The sequence below is a fragment of the Mesorhizobium sp. M0074 genome (assembly GCF_040322975.1).
In the GTDB taxonomy this organism is placed as follows: Bacteria; Pseudomonadota; Alphaproteobacteria; order Rhizobiales; family Rhizobiaceae; genus Mesorhizobium.
The window spans coordinates 198,420-220,519 of record NZ_JAMYUM010000004.1 but is presented as its reverse complement, the minus strand read 5'-3'; the positions used below and the strand labels follow the sequence as shown (position 1 = coordinate 220,519).

At 63.0% G+C, this 22,100-nt stretch carries 15 protein-coding genes; 7 read left to right on the top strand and 8 right to left on the bottom strand.

The annotated features are described in order from the left end of the window. Nucleotide 1 precedes the first annotated feature (1 nt). A complete protein-coding gene (locus tag NKJ73_RS07930; protein ID WP_352452095.1) occupies nt 2-562 on the top strand; it encodes an RNA polymerase sigma factor in 561 nt (186 codons plus the stop codon). A 2-nt stretch (nt 563-564) separates the two neighbouring features. Next, nucleotides 565-2,682, top strand: coding sequence for a vWA domain-containing protein (locus NKJ73_RS07925; RefSeq protein ID WP_352568942.1), 2,118 nt, complete (start codon nt 565-567; stop codon nt 2,680-2,682). Between the two features lie 149 nt (nt 2,683-2,831). Here the strand turns inward: NKJ73_RS07925 and bmt are convergent, their stop codons facing one another. Together bmt and NKJ73_RS07915 are read right to left on the bottom strand one after the other, a co-directional pair. Continuing rightward, complete coding sequence (gene bmt, locus NKJ73_RS07920; protein ID WP_352568941.1) at nt 2,832-3,848, bottom strand: betaine--homocysteine S-methyltransferase; 1,017 nt, start codon at nt 3,846-3,848, stop codon at nt 2,832-2,834. Between the two features lie 88 nt (nt 3,849-3,936). Further along, nucleotides 3,937-4,779: a helix-turn-helix domain-containing protein gene (locus tag NKJ73_RS07915; protein WP_352454605.1), complete on the bottom strand. Its 843-nt coding sequence runs from the start codon at nt 4,777-4,779 to the stop codon at nt 3,937-3,939. Between the two features lie 227 nt (nt 4,780-5,006). On the opposite strand from NKJ73_RS07915, the gene NKJ73_RS07910 reads away from it, so the two are divergent. Both NKJ73_RS07910 and NKJ73_RS07905 read left to right on the top strand, forming a co-directional pair. Further along, nucleotides 5,007-6,017: a fatty acid desaturase gene (locus tag NKJ73_RS07910; protein ID WP_352568940.1), complete on the top strand. Its 1,011-nt coding sequence runs from the start codon at nt 5,007-5,009 to the stop codon at nt 6,015-6,017. 83 nt (nt 6,018-6,100) lie between these two features. Continuing rightward, nucleotides 6,101-6,901 carry a phosphate/phosphite/phosphonate ABC transporter substrate-binding protein gene (locus NKJ73_RS07905; RefSeq protein ID WP_352454603.1) on the top strand — a complete coding sequence of 267 codons (801 nt, stop codon included), beginning with the start codon at nt 6,101-6,103 and terminating at the stop codon, nt 6,899-6,901. A gap of 110 nt (nt 6,902-7,011) precedes the next feature. Here the strand turns inward: NKJ73_RS07905 and NKJ73_RS07900 are convergent, their stop codons facing one another. From NKJ73_RS07900 to NKJ73_RS07885, 4 genes are all read right to left on the bottom strand, one after another. Continuing rightward, nucleotides 7,012-8,325 carry a M24 family metallopeptidase gene (locus tag NKJ73_RS07900; protein ID WP_352568998.1) on the bottom strand — a complete coding sequence of 438 codons (1,314 nt, stop codon included), beginning with the start codon at nt 8,323-8,325 and terminating at the stop codon, nt 7,012-7,014. A 25-nt stretch (nt 8,326-8,350) separates the two neighbouring features. Continuing rightward, nucleotides 8,351-9,928: an ArnT family glycosyltransferase gene (locus tag NKJ73_RS07895; protein ID WP_352568939.1), complete on the bottom strand. Its 1,578-nt coding sequence runs from the start codon at nt 9,926-9,928 to the stop codon at nt 8,351-8,353. An 88-nt stretch (nt 9,929-10,016) separates the two neighbouring features. Beyond that, nucleotides 10,017-12,602 carry a GcvT family protein gene (locus NKJ73_RS07890; RefSeq protein ID WP_352568937.1) on the bottom strand — a complete coding sequence of 862 codons (2,586 nt, stop codon included), beginning with the start codon at nt 12,600-12,602 and terminating at the stop codon, nt 10,017-10,019. 132 nt (nt 12,603-12,734) lie between these two features. Then, nucleotides 12,735-14,312 (bottom strand): trimethylamine methyltransferase family protein, encoded by a 1,578-nt coding sequence (locus NKJ73_RS07885; RefSeq protein WP_023676493.1) that lies wholly within the window; start codon nt 14,310-14,312, stop codon nt 12,735-12,737. A gap of 208 nt (nt 14,313-14,520) precedes the next feature. On the opposite strand from NKJ73_RS07885, the gene NKJ73_RS07880 reads away from it, so the two are divergent. From NKJ73_RS07880 to NKJ73_RS07870, 3 genes are all read left to right on the top strand, one after another. Further along, on the top strand, nt 14,521-15,681 hold the full coding sequence (locus tag NKJ73_RS07880) for an MFS transporter (RefSeq protein ID WP_352568936.1): 1,161 nt from the start codon (nt 14,521-14,523) through the stop codon (nt 15,679-15,681). A 94-nt stretch (nt 15,682-15,775) separates the two neighbouring features. Beyond that, entirely contained in the window at nt 15,776-17,845 is a 2,070-nt protein-coding gene (locus NKJ73_RS07875) for a prolyl oligopeptidase family serine peptidase (RefSeq protein WP_352568935.1), read from the top strand. A gap of 240 nt (nt 17,846-18,085) precedes the next feature. Then, nucleotides 18,086-19,465 carry an aspartate aminotransferase family protein gene (locus tag NKJ73_RS07870; protein ID WP_352568934.1) on the top strand — a complete coding sequence of 460 codons (1,380 nt, stop codon included), beginning with the start codon at nt 18,086-18,088 and terminating at the stop codon, nt 19,463-19,465. Between the two features lie 329 nt (nt 19,466-19,794). Here NKJ73_RS07870 and mmsB read toward each other — a convergent pair whose 3' ends face one another. Together mmsB and NKJ73_RS07860 are read right to left on the bottom strand one after the other, a co-directional pair. Further along, nucleotides 19,795-20,679: a 3-hydroxyisobutyrate dehydrogenase gene (gene mmsB / locus NKJ73_RS07865; RefSeq protein WP_352568933.1), complete on the bottom strand. Its 885-nt coding sequence runs from the start codon at nt 20,677-20,679 to the stop codon at nt 19,795-19,797. Between the two features lie 140 nt (nt 20,680-20,819). Continuing rightward, the gene (locus NKJ73_RS07860; protein ID WP_352568932.1) at nt 20,820-21,986 is read right to left on the bottom strand and encodes an isobutyryl-CoA dehydrogenase; all 1,167 of its coding nucleotides are present in this window, start codon (nt 21,984-21,986) and stop codon (nt 20,820-20,822) included. Nucleotides 21,987-22,100 lie beyond the last annotated feature (114 nt).

Here is a 22,100-nt window from a genome sequence, read left to right as displayed (position 1 = left end):
GATGGCGATGATGCTGGACGAAAGCGAAGCCTCCGACGCCGAACTGATCGGACGGGCGAAGGGCGGAGACCGGGGTGCTTTCGGCAAGTTGCTCGAAAGGCACTATGGTTTCGTCTATCGCGCCGCCTATCGTTGGTGCGGGAAAAAGGCCGACGCCGAGGACATCGCCCAGGAAGTCTGCGTCCGGCTCGGGCGGGCGATCCGCGACTATCACGGCAGCGGTGCCTTCACGACGTGGCTCTACACCATGACGCTGAATGCGGCGCGCGACATGATGCGCAAGACCGCCCGCGAGACGGTCAAGACCGAGGCCTATGGCGCCTATGCGCTGATTTCGGGGGAAATCTCGGCTGAGCCGGAAGACCCGGCCGAGGCGCTCTGGGCAGCGGTGCGCAAGCTGCCGGACAAGCAGCGCGATGCGGTGCTGCTGGTTTATGGCGAAGGGCTGAGCCACGCCGCCGCCGCCGAGGCGATGGCGATCTCGGAGACGACGGTTTCCTGGCACATCCATGAAGCGAAGAAACGGCTGAAGACGCTGATGCGTTCAGCCGGGGAAGTGTGACCATGGTCGACGACAACGAACTGAACAGACTGCGCGACATCGCAGCACCGGCGCCGGACGCGGACGCAAAGGCGCGTGCCCTCCAGGCCGCGCTGCGCGCCTATGACATGGAAGAAAAAACTTTGCCGGGCGCCCAAGGATCGGTGAGCGGGCTTCGTCTCACAGAGCGAGCACAAAGGCTCTGGAGCGAAATCATGCAAAAGAAACTCTTCGCCACGCCGGCCATTGCCGGGCTCGTTGCCCTGCCGATCGCCGGATACGCTACCATTTATATGCTGGGGGAATCCAAATTCGGCGGGCCCGAATTCGGCGGGGATAAGATCACCGAAACGCTGGCTGACAAACCGGCGACCGTCAAACCGCCGGTCGTTGCCGAAGCGGACAAGCAGAAGAAGGCGGACGCCGACAGTGAAAGCCGCGACACCGGCGAGGCGCTTGTGGCGCCGACATCGCCGCCGAAGGCGGAATCGACCGCGGTCGGCGGGCTGACGCAGCAGGATGTGCTCAGCCGCAATGCACCCGAACCGGCGCAGAGCGGCGAGTTCGCGTTGGATGGGGGTGCAAGCTCCGCGGCTCCGGCAGTCGATGGCGGCGCGCGGGTCGGACGCATGCCTGGCACGGTTGCCGAGCCCAAGCTGATGGCACAGCAGCCCGCCGCTGCGCCGGCCGACCAGATGCTGCCGCAAGAGGAAAACCGCGACCGTGTCGAGAATTTCAAGACCAACCCCGTGCATGCCGCACTTGAAGACCCGGTCTCGACCTTCTCGATCGATGTCGACACCGCTTCCTATTCCTTCGTCCGGCGCTCGCTGAAGGAAGGCTTTATCCCGCAGGCCGACACGGTTCGCGTCGAGGAGATGGTCAACTACTTCCCCTATGACTGGAAAGGCCCGGACTCCGCCTCGACGCCGTTCAACTCGACCGTCAGCGTCATGCCGACGCCGTGGAACGAGCACACCAGGCTGATGCATGTCGCCATCAAGGGTTTCGACGTGAAGCCGGCCGAGCAGCCCAGGGCCAATCTGGTCTTCCTGATCGATGTGTCGGGCTCGATGAACGAGCAGGACAAGCTGCCGCTCCTGCAGTCGGCCTTCCGGCTGCTGGTCAACAAGCTGAGACCTGACGACACCGTCTCGATCGTCACCTATGCGGGCGATGCCGGTACCGTGCTGGAGCCCACCAAGGCTTCGGAAAAGGACAAGATCCTCGCTGCCATCGACAATCTGACATCCGGCGGCTCGACGGCAGGCGAGGCCGGCATCAAGGAAGCCTACAGGCTGGCGCAGAAATCCTTCGTCAAGGACGGCATCAATCGGGTGATGCTCGCCACCGATGGCGACTTCAATGTCGGCCAGACCGACGACGACGACCTGAAGCGGCTGATCGAAAAGGAGCGCAAGACAGGCGTATTCCTGTCGGTGTTCGGCTTCGGCCGCGACAATCTGAACGACCAGATGATGCAGACCATCGCCCAGAACGGCAATGGCACTGCTGCCTACATCGATACGTTGGCGGAGGCCGAGAAGGTGCTGGTCGAGGATGCCTCCTCGACACTGTTCACCATCGCCAAGGACGTGAAGATCCAGGTCGAGTTCAACCCGAACAAGGTCTCGGAGTACCGGCTGATTGGCTACGAAACCCGCGCCTTGAACCGAGAGGATTTCAACAATGACCGGGTCGATGCCGGCGAGATCGGCTCAGGTCATTCAGTCACCGCGATCTACGAGATCACGCCTAAGGGCAGCGGCGGCGAACAGATCGACCAGCTGCGCTACGGCCAGGCCTCGGTGAACAATGGCGGTGTCGCCAATGCCGACGAATATGCTTTCGTCAAGATCCGCTACAAGCTGCCGAACGAGGACACCTCGAAGCTGATCACCACGCCGGTAACGTCAGCCAACGAGGTGGCGTCGTTCGACCAGGCCAGCACCGACCAGCGTTTCTCCGTTGCCGTTGCTGCTTTCGGCCAGAAGCTGCGCGACGAGGATGCGACCGCGAAGTTCGGCTACGACAAGATCATGGAGATTGCCACCGCCGCCAGAGGAGCCGACCCGTTTGGATACCGGTCCGAGTTCCTCTCGCTTGTGCGCCTTGCCTCGGCGCTCGGCGGTAACCGGTAGTGGCAATGACGGCCGGTTTCTTTCAGATGGGATCGTTCTGATAGGGGGAGCCGGCCTACGGGCGGGTGAGGCAGGCCGGCGAGGGAAACCTTGCCGGCCTTTTTTCGCGGCCGCACTGCTTCGCGCGGACTATGTCGCAGACGAAAGCGTCAGGCGCGTCCGCGGCGCCGCTCGCGGCGGGCTTCGCTGGTCTCGGCGGCATTGACCGTAGCCTGCTTGTTGCGCATCGGGCCGATGCGTTCGACGATCTGCTCGACGGTCGGGCGATCCGACTTGGTGTGCGCATCGAGCGCCTTGCGCATGGCGGCGAGGTGCTGGAACGAGGTGCCGCAGCAGCCGCCGACGATTTTGGCGCCGGCATCGACGGCGAGGCGCACATAGTCGGCCATCAGCTCGGGTGTGCCGGAATAGTAGATCTCGGCACCGCGAAATTCGGGAATGCCGCAATTGCCCTTGACGATCACCGTTGCTTCCGGCTTCGCCTCGGTCATGTCGAGCAGCGACGCGAGAATGTCGGAGGCGCCGACACCGCAATTGGCGCCGACACCGAGCGGTGTCTGCGACAGGCCATCGACGACGCCGTGGATGTCCTTCGGCAGCAGTCCCATCATGGTGCGGCCGGCGGTGTCGAAGGAGCCGGTATAGGTATAGGGCAGGCCGACGCGGATGGCGGCTTCGGCGGCGGCGCGGATTTCGTCAGGCGCCGACATGGTTTCGATCCAGGCGACTTCGGCGCCGCCGGCCTTCAGCCCCTCAATCTGCTCGGCAAAGGCTTCGACCGCCTCGTCATAGGTCATGGCGCCGAGCGGCACCAGCAGCTCGCCGGTCGGGCCGACGGAGCCGGCCACGATCACCTTGCGGCCAGCGTTGCCGGCGACGGCGCTTGCGATCTCGGCCGCGCGCTTGTTCAGCGCATAGACGCGGTCCTGCGCGTGGTGCAGCTTGAGCCGATGGCGGGTGCCGCCAAAAGAGTTGGTCAGGATGATGTCGGCGCCGGCATCGACAAAGTTCTGGTGCAGGCTGGTGATGGTGTCGGGCGCGGTCTCGTTCAAGAGCTCGGGAGCCTCTCCGGCCTCAAGGCCCATGGCGAACAGATTGGTGCCGGTGGCGCCATCGGCGAGCAGGACGCCCTTTTCGGCAAGCAGAGCGTCGATCGGATTGGTCATGTGAAATACGCCTTCGCGGAAGAATAACTGAGATAAGGATATAAAGAATTCTTTATGTGCCGTCAATGTCGGCGCGTAGAGCAACCGGTCAAAATCGCATCTCCGCCAGCTTTCGTGTGAAGCTGGCCGCTTCATGCGCGTTGACGTCCGCGGCACGGATCAGATTGTCGAAATGGCTGGTCAGGATGCGGATCGGCTGCGTGGCGTTCAGCACCAGATACATGTCGCCGACGTAAATGGCGGCGCGATAGGGTCCAAAGATGGTGTATGGGATCGAATAGCGCATCCGCCCGTCATAGAGAAACAGGCGGAAGGTGGGATAGAGGTCGTCGAGCAGCGTCGCCATATGGAGGAGCTGCTGGTGGCGGTCGGCCTCCGGAAAGCGGTCCCACACGCCCAGCCCACGCGAGAAGATCTCCAGCGTGTGGCGCGGCATACAGACTTCCATGTCGGTTTCGGGCCGGCGGTTATAGTCGATGCGGTACTGCGTTTCGCCGGCCTGTGCCTCGCGGCTCTTGTTGGCGATGACGGCTTCGTAGTCGACAAGCGCCTCGGTGCGCAGAAGGTCGGGAATGCCGGCCGGCACGTAGCGGATTTTCGTTCCCGCCGCCTCGGCATGCCAGCGAGCCAGCAGCGTGCGGTCGAAGCCGTCCGGCGCCTCCTCGATCTCAAGGCTCTCGCGGATTTCACCGGTGACGCCCTCATCGTGGCTGAGGCCGAGCAGCCAGTCGAGCGAGACTTTGAATTCGGCGGCGATGTTGAGCAGCGTTTCAGCACGGGGAAGGCGGGTCGAGGCGCCGGAGAGCAGCTGCGACAGTGCCGAACGGTCGATGCCAACCGCGGCGGCGAAGGCCGACTGGTTCAAATCGGACCTTGTCAAGAGCATTTTCAGGCGCTCGCGAAAGATCGTCGACAGGTCGCGCTTGTCCAAATCCCTACTCTCCCTACGTGAGCAAAATTTTGCGCCGAAGCGGTCTACATGGCGTTTCGAGCGTAAATGAATCTACGAGCTTGTTTACAATACATAACATATGCAGCTGAAAATGCGCAATCGCAACAGTTTGTGCGCTTTATCGCGTTGCGCCGACGCAACGCTCCTGACACAATGTTGTCAGGAATCAAACGGGTTCCGGCGACTGGAAGGCAGTGGTCGATAGCATGACGAGCATGGGCAACAGGCGACACGGCGCAGCGACCATCGAATGGCCGACCGTATTTCTCGCACTTCTATGCTACGGCGGCTGGCTCGCTGCCGGCTTTCTGCTCTGGCCATCCTACCCGCTGCTGGCACTCGCCTTTCTGACCCTGATTGCGGCGCTGCAATCCTCGCTGATGCACGAGGTCCTGCACGGCCACCCAACCCGGAATGCGCGGCTCAACGAAGCCTTTGTGTTCCTGCCGATTGGCCTTGTCTGGCCGTTTCGCCGATTCAAGACCATTCACCTGCGCCACCATGCGGACGAGCGCCTGACCGATCCGCTCGACGATCCCGAAAGCTATTACAAGGCGCTCTGGCAGCACGAGGAGCTGCCGTCGGCGATGAAATTCCTGCTGAAGGTCAACAACACGATGATCGGGCGTTTGGTGCTAGGCCCGTGGCTTTCCTGCATCGGCTTTTTCATCGACGACGCCAGGCAGGTTGCCGCGGGCGACAATTCCATCCGCAAGGCATGGCTGCTGCATGCGATCGGCCTCGTCGTGGTGCTGCCTGTCGTGCAGTTCGGCTTCGGCATGCCGTTGTGGCTTTACGTTCTGGTGCCGGTGTGGCTTGGGCAGTCGCTGATTTCGATCCGCACCTACGCCGAGCACCAATGGTCTGAACATCCGGAAGGCCGCACGATCATCGTCGAGCGCTCGCCGCTGTCCTTCCTGTTCCTCAACAACAATCTGCATTTCGTCCATCACAAGAGCCCGACGGTGGCCTGGTACAGGCTGCCGAAGGTGTTTCGCGACCGCCGTGACGAATGGCTGCGGATGAACAATGGCTACGCCTATCCGAACTATTTCGCGCTGCTCAAGGCCTATGCCTTCAAGGCGAAGGAGCCGGTCGTCCATCCCGTGCTGCGGCGCATGCCGGAACCAGGACGCGCATTCAAGCCGCGCGTCAGGGCACGCAGCCTCAATGGGCTTGGCAGCGCACCGGTACCCGCCGAGCCGCCGAAAGAATGATTCTTGCGTTGTTGCAGGCGGTGCCGCGCGGACGACGCTTTCCTGACCTTGTCAATTTCCCCGCATAACGGTCAAATCCCGGCATGAGTGAATTCATTGCGGCTTTGCCGATGTACGACTGGCCGGAAGCGCGGGACGATGTCGACGCGCAATGGGCGCGGCTGCGCGATGCTTTCAGACAAAAAGGCATCGATGCGCCGGAGACGATCATCCGCCGCACCGGCGATTTGCCCCCCGTGCCTGGCGGTATTCGCGATGATCAGGGAAAACCCATCGCGCCCGATCCGGCGACATTGCCGCCGGACGAACTGGATTTTCACCAGCTCTGGCTGCATCCGGCGCTGCTCTTTGCGCAAACCTGCTGGGGACCGATGGAACTCGGCCTGTCGCAGCGTGTCCAGCTCGTCGGCCAGCCGCGTTACGACGCCTTCGAGGGTGGACAGGGCGAACTCTATTCGAGCGCCATCGTCATGAGGGCGGGCGAGGCACCGCCGGCAAGGGCGCCGGCCGACGGCGGTGCCGTCATTCCGCTCGATCAGCTTCGCAGCAAGCGCTTCACCTTCAACAGCCTCGATTCCATGTCGGGCATCATCGCGCCAGCCCGCGACCTGCAAGCATTGGGCGAGAGTTTGGATATCTTTTCCGCGCTGAGCGAAAGCTGTGGGCACCGTGCTTCGATCGTTGCCGTTGCCGAGGGCAGGGCGGACGTCGCGGCGATCGATTGCGAGAGCTGGGCGCTGGCGCAGAGTTTCGAGCCGGCGGCGCAGAAGGTGACGGTCGTCGGCTGGACAAGGCGGCGCAAAGGCTTGCCGTTCATCACGGCCAGGACAACGCCGGAAACGATCGTCGCTGCGATGCGCGAGGCGATCGCCGCGCTCGCATAAAGCGCGTCGCGTTCGGTCGGCCTCATGCGACGCGCTTTAGATTCTTGTTTTATGCATGTCGTTTATCGCAAAGCCGCTGCACACTTTTGCGCGACATGCATTAGCGTCGCTCAGCCGCCAAGCAGCCGATTGTCGAGCGGGTAGGTCGAAAGCTTCTCGTTGCCGGTTTCAGTGATCAGGATCTGTTCTTCGATCTTGACGCCTTCGTAGCCGCCAAGCCGACCGATATAGCTCTCGACGCACAGCACCATGCCAGGTTCGAGCACTCCGTCCGGTGTGTCGTCGGTCCAGTCGCTAGCATGCGGCAAAGTCGGGTATTCGTCGGCAAGGCCGACGCCGTGATAGAGCACCCCGTAACGGGCCGGGAAGCAGTCTCCCGGTGGCACTGACGAGCGCTCGACGAGGTCGCGGAACGATATGCCCGGCCGCATCAGCTCCGTGTTGTGGGCGATCTGGTCGGCGGCGATGCGGAACAGGTCGCGCTGCTCCTGCGACGGCGGCGCGTCACCGCAAAGCCAGGTGCGCGAAAGGTCGGCGCAGAAGCCGTAAGGACCGATCAGGTCGGTGTCGAAAGCGACGAGCTCGCCGGCCTCGATCGTCCGCGACGAACACTCCTGGAACCATGGATTGGTGCGCGGACCCGACGACAGGAGCCGGGTTTCGATCCATTCGCCGCCGCGCGCGATGTTGCCGCGATGGAGTTCGGCCCACAATTCGTTCTCGGAGATGCCAGGCCTCAGCGCCTTCTCCATCTCGCCCATTGCCGCCTCGCAAGCGGCGATCGCCCGGCGCATGGCAAGGATTTCGTCGGGCGATTTGATCAGCCGCGCATTTTCCATCACCGCCTCGCCATTGCCGGTCGAGATGCCGAGGCGGGCGAGCTCTTCGATGCCCTCGGGATTGATGTGGTCGACTGCGATGCGGCGATTGCCGCCGCCATGTTCCAATACCAGGTCGGCGATGCCGGCTGCCCAGCGGCGGACTTTTTGACCGGTCAGCTCGCCGCTGTACAGATAAGCCCACGACACCGCCGGCCGCACCTCGTCGACGACGCCGGAATGATCGGAAAGGTGCTCGCAGGAGAAATAGTCGAACAGCACCACCGGGCCATCGGTGGCAACGAAACAATGCCTGGTCCGATTGTGTGCGACCCAGAGCTGCATGTTGGTTGCGTCGGTGGCATAGCGGATATTGACCGGATCGTAGAGCAGGGCTCCCGCATAGTCGCGGCGCTTCAGCTCGGCGCGGATGCGCTCGAGCCGGTATCGGCGCATGGCGGGCAGGTCAGGAGCAGCAATGCCCGCCGCCTGCCATTCGGCTTCCGCCAGCGCTCCATAGCCCAGCGCATGCTGGTTGAGTTCAGCGGCCTTCAGCTGCGATTTTTTGCGCAGCACATCATTCGAGCCGTCGGGCTCGAACGGCATGATCTTGCGGTGATGACGGGGCCGGTCAGTCGGGTTCCTGTCCACCCTCGGCTCCTCCGCTAACGCCTCCCTTGGGCGCCGTGGCTTCTCCCACCGCCATTCTCTTCAATCTTACATAGGCGCCGGCCCGGGCGGACTTGCCGGTGCCGCGCAACAGCGGAACCATCATTTGCCGTGGTTGGCCGTCCGGCTCATAGCCGGCCGCTTTGAGCTGCTCCAAAATGACCGGACGCGGATCGTCTCGGTCAAGCCAGACGAGTACGGCCGGCTCCTGCATCAGCGTTTCGAAATTAGGCACTTCCTGGTCAAGTGCGAGCAGTTTTTCGTCGACCAACCGCAGGTTTCCGACCCATGCACCATCAGATATTGCGGTTTTGACCGGTCCGTCCGCAGTCAGTTGGCGATAGAGGGCGGGGTAATCCACGCGGATCATCCGCGAGAGGCCACTGGTCCCGTTTATCTGGACGTACCAGGTGGCGGGCGCGAGCAGCACGGCGATGATCGCTCCAGCCGCGATCACCAGGAGCTGCGCATTCCTGCCCCGCGGCGCCAGCCGTTCCATAGTGGCGACGATGGCCAGCGGCAACATGAACAGGACCGGCAGCAGCCAGCGGTCCTTGACCACCGTCACGCCGGTGGCAAGTACAAGTATTGCCAGCATGGCCAAGCCGAGCGCCAAGGTACGCCACAACAGAATTTCCCTTGCCGGACCTTTCGGGAGCCGCTCCGAGAAACGGAACTTCGCCAGCCAGAAAGCCAGGGCGGAAACGAGCACCGGCAAGACCGCGAAATTGAAGGTGCCCATGATAAACTTGCCGGCGCCGACAAAGGCCGCCGCCACGCGCCCTTGTTGCGCGTCTATTCCGAACTTCTCGCCTCTCGACAATAAATCGGCGGGATGCATGAGGCTCCAATAGGTGGTCGGCGCCAGCACCAATATCGCGACCGCTATGCTGATGGCGAACTTCGGATCGAGGATCGCGCTGCGCCATTCGCGCAGCGACAGCACGGCCGCAACAAGGGCCACCACGAGGAAGACATCATTATATTTGGCAAGAATTGCCGCCGCGGTGGCCAGGCCAAACGCCGCATAGGCGATCATGCTTCGCCGCTCGAGAAGATAGGCCATGGCCAGCAGGAGCAGCGAGCAGAAGCCGACGACGGCGACGGAATGCGACAAGGCGCGCTGCGATTCCCAGACGATCTGCGGGATCGTAAACAGGCCGAACATGGCCGCCGCCGCTGTCGCTTTGGTGTAGCCGAACCGCCGCATGGCGGCGAACACGCTGCAGGCGGCAAGGAACAGCACGGAGTATTTGACGAGCTTCAGCGTGAAGATACTGGTGCCGAAAACATGCGCGGCCAGCCAGTTGATCCAGGTGTACAGGGGTGGTTGCGAGCCGCCATATCCAGCCCAGAGATACGGAACATAGATCAGCTGCTCCGCATCATCGATGCCGACGCCGGTTCCCGCCCAAGAGCTCAACAGGGACAGTATGATGGTCTGCAAGGCAAAATAAGCCGCGACCATGACGATCGTTGCCGGGAAGGGGCCGATCCGTCCCTCGGCCAGCCACTCGGCCCATCTCAGATTGTACTTCAATGAAATCTCATCGCCCTTGCCAGCAGAGTGTTGCCGGCTGCGCTAGCATGAAGAGTATGCTCCGCACAATGCGACCGGCTGGCTGCGCCTACGTCCTCATCTTTTCGCCGCTCGGGTCGAAGGGCGGTTCGACATTGATGCGTGCGGGACGCCGGTGCCCGAGGATTTCGATCTCGAACAGGCCGGCGCTCTCGTTCTCGGCAAGCGCTGCCGGTACATAGCCTTGCGCCATCGACTTCTCGACATAATGCGCATAGCCGCCGGAGGTGACCCAGCCGACCACCCGCCAGTCGCCGTCGACAATGCCGCGCACGGCAGACGCGCCTTCGGCGGCGTTCGAGCCGCGCACTTCCTTGCCGCCCGCGTCGAAGCGCGGCGCGCCATAGCCATGCGGCTTTTCCACGGTGCCGTAATCCTTGCCGCCGACCTTGGCCCAGATCGGCTCGTCGCCCATGACGTCTGCATCCGCGGCATCGACGATGAAGGAGACACGGCGCAGTTTCGGCCCTTCTGCCTGTTCCTTGGCCGCTGCTTCCCGGCCGATGAAGTCGTTCTTCTCCAGCTTGATGAAGCGGTCCATCGAGCCTTCGAACGGTCCGTAGATCGGACGTAGCTCGCGGAACCAGGTCGGGAAGTTCTTCTCAAGGCGCATAGAGAGCAAAGCCCGCATGCCGAAATCGACAAGCCCAAACTCTTCGCCAGCCTCCTTGATCGCCTTGTAGACCAGGCGCTGGTAGGCAGGCGCCATCCATATCTCGTAGCCGAGGTCGCCGGTGTAGGTGATCCGATTGACCATGCAAGGCGCGCCGCCGACCGCCATCTCGCGGAAATCCATAAAGCGGAAGGCCTTGGTCGAGATGTCGACATCGACCAGTTTCTGCAGCAGGTCGCGGGATTTCGGCCCGGCGATGGAGAGACCGACCAGCGTCTGGTCGAAGCGGTGGATGCGGATGCTTCCATCCTTTGGCAGATGCTTCTCGAACCAGCGCATGTGGTATTTTTGCGCTGCCGAAGAACCCCAGATCATGAAGCGGTCTTCCCCACCCCTTGGGCCCGCCTTGGCGATGGTGAAGTCGCCGATCAGTCTGCCGAACTCGTTCAGCATCGGCGTCAGCACGATGCGGCCGGTCTTCGGCATGCGATTGGTCATCAGCCGGTTGAGAAAGTCCTCGGCCCCCGGTCCGGAGACTTCGTATTTGGCGAAGTTGGCGATCTCGGTGACGCCGACCTTCTCGCGGGTGGCGCGCACCTCCTCGCCGATCGGGCGGAAATCATTGGAGCGGTGGAAGGACACGACGTCGTTCGGCTCCGAGCCTTTCGGCGCGAACCAGAGCGGGGTTTCGAGACCCCAGCTGTCGCCCATGACGGCGTTGTTGGCCAGCATGGTGTCGTAAAGCGGGGTCGTCTGCGCTGGTCTTGCCGCCGGTAATTCCTCGTTGGGAAAGCGGATGGAGAAACGGCGCGAATAATTTTCGCGGACCTTTGCGTTGGTATAGCGCAGCGTTGCCCATTCGCCGAAGCGCGCAACGTCCATGCCCCAGACGTCGAAGCCGGGGTCACCATGGACCATCCAGTTCGACAGCGCCAGGCCGACGCCGCCGCCCTGGCTGAAGCCGGCCATGACGGCGCAGGCGCACCAGAAATTGGTCAGGCCCTGCACCGGGCCGACCAGCGGGTTGCCGTCCAGCGCGAAGGTGAAGGGGCCGTTGATGATCTGCTTGATGCCGGCCTTTTCGATGCCGGGGAAATGCTTGAAGCCGATCTCGAGCGACGGCGCGATGCGGTCGATGTCTGGCTGCAGCAGCTCGTGGCCGAAATCCCAGGGCGTGTTGACCGGCGACCACGGCTTGCAGGCCTTTTCATAGGTGCCGAGCAGGATGCCGTTGCGTTCCTGGCGGGTATAGATTTCGCCCTTGAAATCGAGCACGCCAATCATCTCGCGGCCGGTCGACTTGTTGAATTCCTCGACCTCCGGCATCGGCTCGGTCAGGAGATACATGTGCTCCATGGCCAGCACCGGCAGTTCGACGCCGACCATGCGACCGATCTCGCGCGCCCACAGGCCGCCGCAGTTGACCACATGCTCGGCTTTGACTGTGCCTTGCTCAGTGACGACGTTCCAGGTGCCGTCGACCTCCTGCGTCAGTTCCACGACGCGGTTGCGCAGTACGATCTCGGCGCCTAGCTTCCTGGCGGCCTTGGCATACGCATGGGTGGTGCCGGAAGGGTCGAGATGGCCCTCGACTGGATCCCACATGGCGCCGACGAAATTCGTCTCGTCCATCAGCGGGAACATCGCCTTGGCTTCGGACGGCGTGATCAGTTCGGTGTCCATGCCGAGATAGCGGCCCTTGGCGTGGGCGAGCCGCAAGAAGTCCATGCGCTCGGGCGTGTCGGCCATCATCACGCCGCCGGTCAGGTGCAGCGAGCAGGATTGGCCGGAAATCTCCTCGATCTCCTTGTAAAGCTGCACCGTGTAGGCCTGCAGCTTGGCGACGTTGGGATCGCCGTTCAGCGTATGGAAGCCGCCCGCCGCATGCCAGGACGAGCCGGAAGTGAGCTCCGAACGCTCGATCAGCATGATGTCGGTCCAGCCAGCCTTGGCCAGATGATAGAGCACCGAGCAGCCAACGACCCCGCCGCCGATGACAACCGCTTTTGCATGAGATTTCATGAAGATAATTCCGTTTTTGAAGAGATTGAATCGAGTGAGCGGGGCGCGAAAACAAAGCGGAGATCGGATACAGCGATGTTTCCGGCCAGCCTGCCATCAAGACGGAGTGGGGGTCGACTACTCATCAGATGATCAGAAATCGGTCGGCGCGCCGCCTTCGGCCCGGCGCTTGTCGACGAAAGCGTTGAGCTCCTCCCTGATTGCCGGATCCATGTAAGGCTCTTCATAGGAGGCCAGCCGTTCCTTCCAGACGCGATTGGCCTTTTCGAGCGCCGTCGGCGACCCGGCCTCCGCCCAACTCTCGAAATTGCGCCAGTCCGAGATAATAGGCGCATAGAACGCGGTCTTGTAGCGGTCCTGCGTGTGCTGGGTGCCGAAGAAATGGCCGCCGGGGCCGACGGACTGTATGGCGTCGAAACCGAGTGCTTCCTCGGAAAGATCGAGCGGCGTCAGGAACTCGGCGACCATCTGCAACAGGTCTATGTCGAGGATGGTCTTCTCGTAGGAGCAGCGCAGGCCGCCTTCCAGCCAGCCGGCCGCATGCATCATCAGATTGCCGCCGCCCTGGATGGCGCCCCACAGTGAGAACACGCTTTCATAGGCGGCCTGCGCATCGACCGTGTTGGCGGCGCAGGTGTTGGAGGTGCGGTAGGGGATGTTGTAGCGGCGGGCGAGCTGCCCTCCGACCAGCTGCGCCTTCATATATTCCGGCGTGCCGAAGGCCGGCGCGCCGGACTTCATATCGACGTTCGAGGTGAAGCCGCCGTAGCCGACAGGCGCGCCCTTGCGCACCATCTGCGCAAAGGCGATGCCGGACAGCGCCTCGGCATTCTGCTGCACCAGCGCGCCGGCAATCGTCACCGGCGCCATGGCGCCGGACAGGGTGAACGGCGTCACGATGACAACCTGGCCCTTGCTCGACATCTGGATGATGCCTTCCATCATCGGCACGTCGAGCTTGAGCGGCGAATTGGTGTTGATGATGGTGAATACCGACGGCTCTGCAAGCAACTGCTCATGGCTGATGCCGCGTGCGATCCTGGTGATCTCGATGCCGTCGACGTTGCGCTCCTTGCCGAGCGAATAGATGTGGAACATCTTGTCGGTCAGCGTGGCGAGGTCACGGATGCATTCAAGGTGGCGGACGGACGGATGGATGTCGATCGGCTCGACCGGATAGCCGCCCGTGCAGTTCAATATGTTGTGCATCTGCGCAAGCTTGAGGAAGTTGCGGTAGTCCTGCTGGTTGCCCGGCCGGCGGCCGCGATCGACGTCGGAGCAATTGGGCGCCGACGCCATCATCGAGATGATCAGATTATCGCCGCCGAAGCGCACGTTGTGCGCCGGGTTGCGGGCGTGGATGGTGAATTCCGGCGGGCAGTGCGCAACCAGTTCCAGGATCATGTCACTGTCGAAGCGCACCCGCTCGCTGCCTTCGCGGACATCGGCGCCATGCGCCTTCATGATGCGCCGGGCTTCGTCATGCAGCACGTCGACGCCGATTTCCCGCAGCACGCGCAGAGAGGCGAGGTGGATAGATTCCAGCTCGTCGTCGGAAACCAGCCGGGTCGGCGCCAGCGGGTTCTTCAACTGCCGAAACGGCGGCTGCTCGAACGCCGCCGATCCGCCGGCACGCTTTCCCGCGCGGCCGCCGCGACGGGCGCGGTCGTTTGCCAATGCAGGTTCGGCGGGCTGAAGGGCGGCGGTCATGATAGTCCTCGTACGCTGCGGCAATGCGGCGGCATAATGGACTGCCGGCCGGCCAGCCATTGCGGAGGCGGCGACCACTAGGACGAGGGAAGCGACATGCCTGAAGGGCAGCCGGAGGGATCGTCAGGCTCTTATCTCTTCCGGCTGGCGCAAGCGGTTTTCGTTGCCGGTGCTTACCGCGATGAAAGCGAAACGCTAGTCCTGCATCATGGACCGGGCGGAACAGGACAGCGGCGAGACAGTGCAATGGGCGGCAATCACCGGCGTGATCGCCACCGTCTCGGTGTTCGCCATCGCGCAAGGGCTGAGCTATCCGCTGTTGAGCTTCATCCTGCAGCGCCAGGGCGTCTCGCCGGCCATGATCGGCCTGTCGGCGGCAATGACGCCGATCGGCTTCATCGTCTCGTCGCCGCTGGTTCCGGCGCTGGCACGGCGTTTCGGGGCAGGGCGCACCGCGCTTACTTGCGCGGCACTTTCCGCGCTGGTGCTGGCGCTGATCGGCTGGACGCAAAATGTCTATCTGTGGTTTCCTCTGCGCTTTTTGATCGGCGCCGTCACCAACCCGCTCTACGTGCTGAGCGAAGTCTGGGTGATCGCACTGGCGCCGCCGACACGCCGCGGCCGCGTCATGGGCATCTATTCGACGATCATTTCGGCGGGCTTTGCGGCGGGACCGCTGTGCCTGCTTGCGGTCGGCACCATGGGATGGCCGCCGTTTCTGGTCGGCATCGCCGCATTTCTGTTTTGCGGCGCCTGCCTCGCCTCGGTGCTGGCACGGCTGCCGAGGGTCGACGAGAGCGGGCACCGCGTTTCGGTGCTGGGGTTCGTGCCGCAGGCGTGGCTGCTGTTATCGGCGGTGATCGTGGCCGCCGGTTTCGAACAGGCGGTGCTCGCCTTGCTGCCGGTCTATGGAACGCATTACGGCATTGCGGAAGCGCGCATGTCGGCGCTGCTGTCGGTGATGATCGCCGGCAACATCGCTATGCAGGTGCCGCTCGGCCTGCTGGCGGAACGACTGACGGCGCGGCTGGTGCGGTTCATCTGTGTTTCGATGACGGTGCTCGGATGCGTTCTGTTGCCGGTTCTCATCGAGACGCCGCTGATCTGGCCGTGCGTCTTCATCTGGGGCGCGGTTTCCTACGGCATTTACACGATGTCGATCATTGAACTCGGCGAGCGGTTCACCGGCTCGGCACTGGTCGCCGGCAACGCCGCCTTCTCGCTGATGTGGGGCGTCGGCGGCATCGCCGTGCCGCCGCTGGCGGGCAGCGCCATGGATGTTGTTGGCGCCGGCGGCCTGCCAATGACGCTCGGTGCCATTTGCCTGGCGCTGGCAGTTGTAACGGTCATTCGAAGACGGATGGTGTGAATGCCAGAAAGCCGCCGTTTCTGACGAATGACTTGAATGTAAGCGGCCCATGTCGATCTTGGCTATGTCGCCACCCGACTCAACCGGAGACCTCATGACCAAATCGAATACCAAGGGCCAGCCGGGTTCGGCGGCCGAAGACCCGTTTCTCTGGCTTGAGGACAGGAGGGGCAAGCAGGCGCTCGACTGGGTGCATCACCAAAATGCAGTTACGGTCGGGGAGCTGCAGGGTGATCCGTCCTATCAGATGTCGTTCGAGACGGCGCTCGACCTGATGACAGCCGAGGATAACATCGCCGTCGGGGCCGCTATCAACGGCTATGTCTATAATTTCTGGCAGGACCGGACGAACGTACTCGGCCTCTGGCGGCGCACCACCGTCGCCTCCTACAAGACCGACAAGCCGGAATGGCAGACGATCATCGACTTCGACAGTCTGGCGGCGAAAGAGGGGGTGAAATGGGTGTTCAGCGGCGCCAGCCGGCTCTACCCCGACTTCAGCCGCTGCCTGCTCAACCTGTCGCCGGATGGCGGCGATGCCAGCGAGATGCGCGAATTCGATATCGAAAGCAGATCGTTCGTCGATGGCGGCTTTCGCGCTCCTGCCTCGAAATCGAGCTTTAGCTGGCTGGACGAGGACACGGTTATCGTTTCCGCCGCCTTCGAGGAGGACGACAAGACCCAGTCCGGTTATCCGCGCGTGGTCAAGCTTTGGCGGCGCGGCACGACACTGGAAGCGGCGATGCCGATCTTCGAGGCGCTGAAGCAGGATCTTGCCGCCGGCGGGTCCGTCGAATTCGACGGCGACAAGCGTCATGTCTTCCTCGCCCGAACCATCGACTTCTTCGCCTCGCACAGTTTCCTGCGGCTGCCTTCCGGCGAGAACAGGCGCATCCCGTTGCCGGACGACGTCACCGATACAGCGCTGTTCAAGGGCCAGCTCGTCTTCGGCGTGCGTACCCCGTGGACTGCGCCGGACGGCACGCTTTGTAAGCCCGACGGGCTCTATTCACTCGATTTCGAGCGCTGGATCGAAACCAGGCTATTCGGATCCCTCGGTACCGTGCTCGAGCCGGCGCACCGTGTCTCGATCGCCGGTATTGCCCGCACGCAGGACCGGCTGTTCATCAATTTGATGGACAATGTGCGCGGCAAGGTCGTCGCCGGCAAGCGCAGCGACAGCGGCTGGGAGTTCAAGCCCGTGGCGTTGCCCGAAAACGGCAATGTCGGCATCAGCCATGCCGAGCATTTCGGTTCCAGCGTCTCCTTCTCCTTCACCGATTTCCTGACGCCGAGCTCGATCATCTGGTCGGACGACAACGCCGCGGGGCTGGCAACGGTGAAGTCGCAGCCGGCGCGTTTCGATGCGTCGTCCCTGGTCTCCGAACAGTTCGAGGCGCGCTCGAAGGATGGCACGATGATCCCGTACTTCGTCGTCAGGAGGCGCGACTTGCATGGACCCGTGCCGACATTGCTTTACGGCTATGGCGGCTTCGAAGTGCCGCTGCTGCCCGGCTATGCCGGCGTGCGCGGCAGGCTGTGGCTGGAGAAGGGCAATGCCTATGTGCAGGCCAACATCCGCGGCGGCGGCGAGTTCGGCCCGAACTGGCATCAGGCGGCGCTCAAGGCCAATCGCCAGAATGCCTTCGACGATTTCGCCGCGGTCGCGCAAGATCTGGTCAAACGCGGCATCGCCACGCCCGCCACGCTGGGCATCCAGGGCGGATCGAATGGTGGCTTGCTGACCGGCGTCTCGCTGACCCAGCACCCGGAATTGTTCGGTGCAGTGATCATCGACGTGCCGCTGCTCGATATGCTGCGCTACACCGAGCTGCCGCCCGGCGCGTCGTGGATGGCCGAGTATGGCGATCCGGAGAAGCCGGAAGGGGCAGCCTGGCTCGCCGCCTATTCGCCCTACCAGCATGTAGACACGGACGCAGCCTATCCGCCGGTGTTGCTGACGACCTCGACCGCCGACGATCGCGTCCATCCCGGGCATGCGCGCAAAATGGCGGCACGGCTGCAGGCGGCCGGCCACGGCAAGACGCTGTTCTTTGAGGAGACCGAGGGCGGCCATGGTGGACGCGGCGACCGGCGGCCGCAGGCCGCACAGGCGGCGATGAAGTACGTCTTCCTGCAGCGGGCCCTGACTGGCACCAATTGACTGGCGTCGCTTGACCGGCATGGCTTGAACTGAGGGCTCGAGGCAGCCTAAGGTACATGCATGGCTCGGCTGGCGAAATCGGGTTGCACATTTGGGGTGGCGGTGACGCCGTCGTCGCGCACGCTACGCGCCGAGCTGTTGCGGCTCTGCGCTCGCATCGGCTATTCGCCGCCCGCTGTCCTCTGACGAATCCGCCCCGGCGCGAAAGCTGCCGGATTGGTTCAAGAGGAAAGACCAGACATGACCTACCAGAATTATTCGCTGAAGCAGCTTCAGCAGATCGATGCCGCGCATCACCTTCATCCGTTCACCGACCACAAAGAGATGCGCGAGACCGGCTCGCGCATCATCACCCACGCCAACGGGCCGTTCATCTATGATGCCGAAGGGACGGAAATCCTCGACGGCATGGCTGGGCTGTGGTGCGTCAATGTCGGCTATGGCCGCGACGAGCTTGCCGACGCCGCCTACGCCCAGATGAAGGAATTGCCCTACTACAACTCTTTCTTCAAATGCTCGACGCCGACGCCGGTTCTGCTGTCGAAAAAGCTGGCGGAGATCGCGCCAAGGCACATCAACCAGGTGTTCTACGGCTCGTCCGGTTCGGAGGCCAACGACACGGCGCTGCGCCTGGTCCGTCACTATTGGGTGCTGGAAGGCAGGCCCGAGAAGAACCGCATCATCTCACGCAAGATGGGCTACCACGGCTCGACCATCGCCGGCGCCTCGCTCGGCGGCATGGATTTGATGCACAAGCAGCTCGGCGGTGCCGTGCCCAACATCGTCCATGTGATGATGCCCTATGCCTATGAGCTCGCACTGCCCGGCGAAAGCGACCATGATTTCGGCCTGCGCGCGGCAAAAGCGGTCGAGGACGCGATCCTCGAAGCCGGCGCCGACAAGGTGGCCGCCTTCATCGGCGAGCCGGTGATGGGGGCAGGCGGGGTGAAGATCCCGCCGATGAGCTATTGGCCGGAGGTGCAGCGCATCTGCCGCAAATACGATGTCCTGCTGATGCTGGACGAGGTCATCACCGGATATGGCCGCACAGGCGAGTGGTTCGCCGCACAAGCCTTCGATGTCGAGCCCGACACCATCACCACGGCCAAGGCGCTGACCTCTGGCTATCAGCCGCTGTCGGCGCTGCTGGTCGGCGACCGCATCGCGGCGACGCTGGTCGAAAAGGGCGGCGAATTCTATCACGGCTACACCTATGCCGGGCATCCTGTGGCCTGCGCGGTGGCGCTAAAGAACCTCGAGATCATCGAGCGGGAAGGCCTGGTCGAGCGCGTGAGGAACGACACCGGGCCTTACTTCGCCAGGGCGCTGCAGGAACGCCTCGGCGGCCACGATCTGGTCGGCGAGGTGCGCTCGTTCGGGCTGATGGGGGCGATCGAGATCGTCAAGGACAAGGTGACCAAGGAGCGCTTCCTGCCGGCCGGCAGCGCGGCGGTGATGGTTCGCGACCACGCGATTGCCCAGGGCATGATGCTGCGCGCCACCGGCGACACGATGATCCTGTCGCCGCCGCTGATCTGGACGCGCGAGACGATCGACATGGCCTGCGACCGCATCGCCACGGCGCTCGACCTGGCGCAAGCAGATTTGCGCAAGCATTAGGGAGGCGATCGCCGGGCGCTCCATGTCGGGCGGGCGCCCGGCGTTTGAATGGGCGCTCGCCAGGCGAGGATGCGAAACGCAAAAACCGCGCTCCATCGGAACGCGGCTTTGCCAGATACGCATGGCGCTTCGCCAACAATACACTTGCGAAACTAACGGCGAAACTTACGGGCTCCGGTACGCGAGACCTGATCCGGAGCGCCGGGCGGATGTCCGCCTCGCAATCCGTTTTAAACGCATATCGTTACTGCAGGGTTAGCAAGAGCTTAAGCAAACCTAAATTTGCCGGCTTTCCGCTTTGGGCAGATCGAAACCTGTGAACTTGGAGCTTACGCCGGGTCACCACGGAGGAAATTAATGATGCCGGAAAAATCCGCGCCGGCATTCCCTTGTGCGTTGAACAGCGCATAGAGCTGGGCTGCCTCGGCGCCGAGCGGCGTTGCTGCACCGACGCTCTGTGCGGCCTCCTGTGACAGTTTGAGGTCCTTCAGCATCAGTGCCGCGGCAAACCCCGGCTTGTAGCCTGTGTTGGCGGGCGATGTCGGCACCGGGCCGGGCACCGGGCAATAGGTGGTCAGCGACCAGCACTGGCCGGACGAGGTCGAGGCGACGTCGAACAGCGCCTGGTGCGACAGGCCGAGCTTTTCCGCCAGCACGAAGGCCTCGGCAACGCCGATCATCGAAATGCCCAAAATCATGTTGTTGCAGATCTTCGCCGCCTGTCCGGCGCCGGCGTCGCCGCAATGAACGATGCGGCCGGCCATCGGCTTGAGGATTGGTTCGGCCTTGGCGAAGGCATCCTTCGAACCGCCGGCCATGAAGGTCAGCGTGCCGGCCGCCGCACCGCCCGTGCCGCCAGAGACCGGCGCGTCGATCGTCAGCAATCCATGCTTGGCGGCGATGGCATGGGCCTTTCGGGCCGACTCGACATCGATGGTCGAGGAATCGATGAACAGCGCGCCTTTTTTTGCCTTGGACACTATGTCAGCGTAAACCGACAGAACATGCTTGCCGGCCGGCAACATGGTGATGACCGCATCGGCATCCTTCACCGCCGCAACGGCATTGGCCATGACGATGACGCCGTGCTCCCTGGCAATGACGAGGTTCTCCGGCACCAGGTCGAAGCCGTGCACGGCATACCCGGCCTTGACCAGGTTGGCGGCCATCGGATTGCCCATATTGCCGAGGCCGATGAAGGCGATGGTGGTCATAATGGCGCTCCGTGAGTGGAATAGTGAATAGTGAATAGTGAATAGTCAGTAGTCAGTAGTCAGTAGGGATCATGTATTACTCATGGTCTATATGATAGCCTCACCATTCACCATTCACCATTCACTATTCACTAAATTCTCTATCGTCCGATTAGGGCGCGAGCGATGATGACGCGCATGATCTCGTTGGTGCCTTCGAGGATCTGGTGGACGCGCAGGTCGCGCACCAGCTTCTCGATGCCGTAATCATGCAGATAGCCATAGCCGCCGTGCAGCTGCAGGGCGTCGTTGGCGATATTGAAGCCGGTGTCGGTGACGAAGCGCTTGGCCATCGCCGACCATTTCGAGGCATCCGGCGCGTTGCGGTCGAGCTTCGAGGCGGCGGTGTAGAGGAAGACGCGCGCTGCCTGCAGTTCGGTCTCCATGTCGGCGAGCTTGAACTGCAGCGCCTGGAACTGGTTGATCTTCGAGCCGAAAGCCTTGCGTTCGGCGGTGTAGGCGAGTGCCTTGTCGAGCGCCGATTGCGCGCCGCCGAGCGAGCAGGCAGCGATGTTCAACCGGCCGCCGTCCAACCCGGCCATGGCGATGCCGAAACCGGCGCCCTCGACCGACAGCAGGTTTTCCGCCGGCACCTTGCAGTCCTCGAAGACGACCTGGCGGGTCGACTGCATGTGCCAGCCCATCTTGCGCTCGTTGGCGCCGAAGGAAAGGCCTGGCGCATCGTTCGGCACGACGAAGGTGGAAATGCCTTTCGGCCCGTCGGCGCCGGTGCGCGCCATGACGACATAGAGGTCGCTGTCGCCGGCACCGGAGATAAACTGCTTGGCGCCGTTCAGCACATAATCGCCGCCGCTTTTGACCGCACGCGTCTTCAGCGCCGCGGCATCGGATCCCGAACCCGGCTCGGTCAGGCAGTAGCTGGCCAGCCATTCCATCGAGGTCAGCTTCGGCAGGAAGCGCCGACATTGCTCGTCGCTGCCGAAGCGGTCGATCATCGATGCCGCCATATTGTGGATCGAGATGAAGGCGGAAAACGCCGGATCGGCCCGCGAAAGCGCTTCGAAGATCAGCACGGCGTCGAGCCGGCCGAGCCCCGAGCCGCCGACATCCTCGCGGACATAGATGCCGCCAAGGCCGAGCGGACCTGTCTCGCGGATCACATCGGCGGGGAAATACTTGTTGCGATCCCAGTCGAGTGCGTTCGGCGCCACACGGTCGGCGGCGAAGGCTTGCGCCATCTCCTGGATGGCGCGCTGGTCTTCGTTGAGTTCGAACTGGCTGGTGCCCGCATCGACAGCGGCGTCCATGGCGTGCTCCCTGATGTTTCCGGCCTGCTGGCCTGTCGTTTTTGGCTTTGCGCGCAGTCCAATCTAGACCAATGATGCCGCCGCGCAACCCGATCGTCTCCATCCAACCATCTG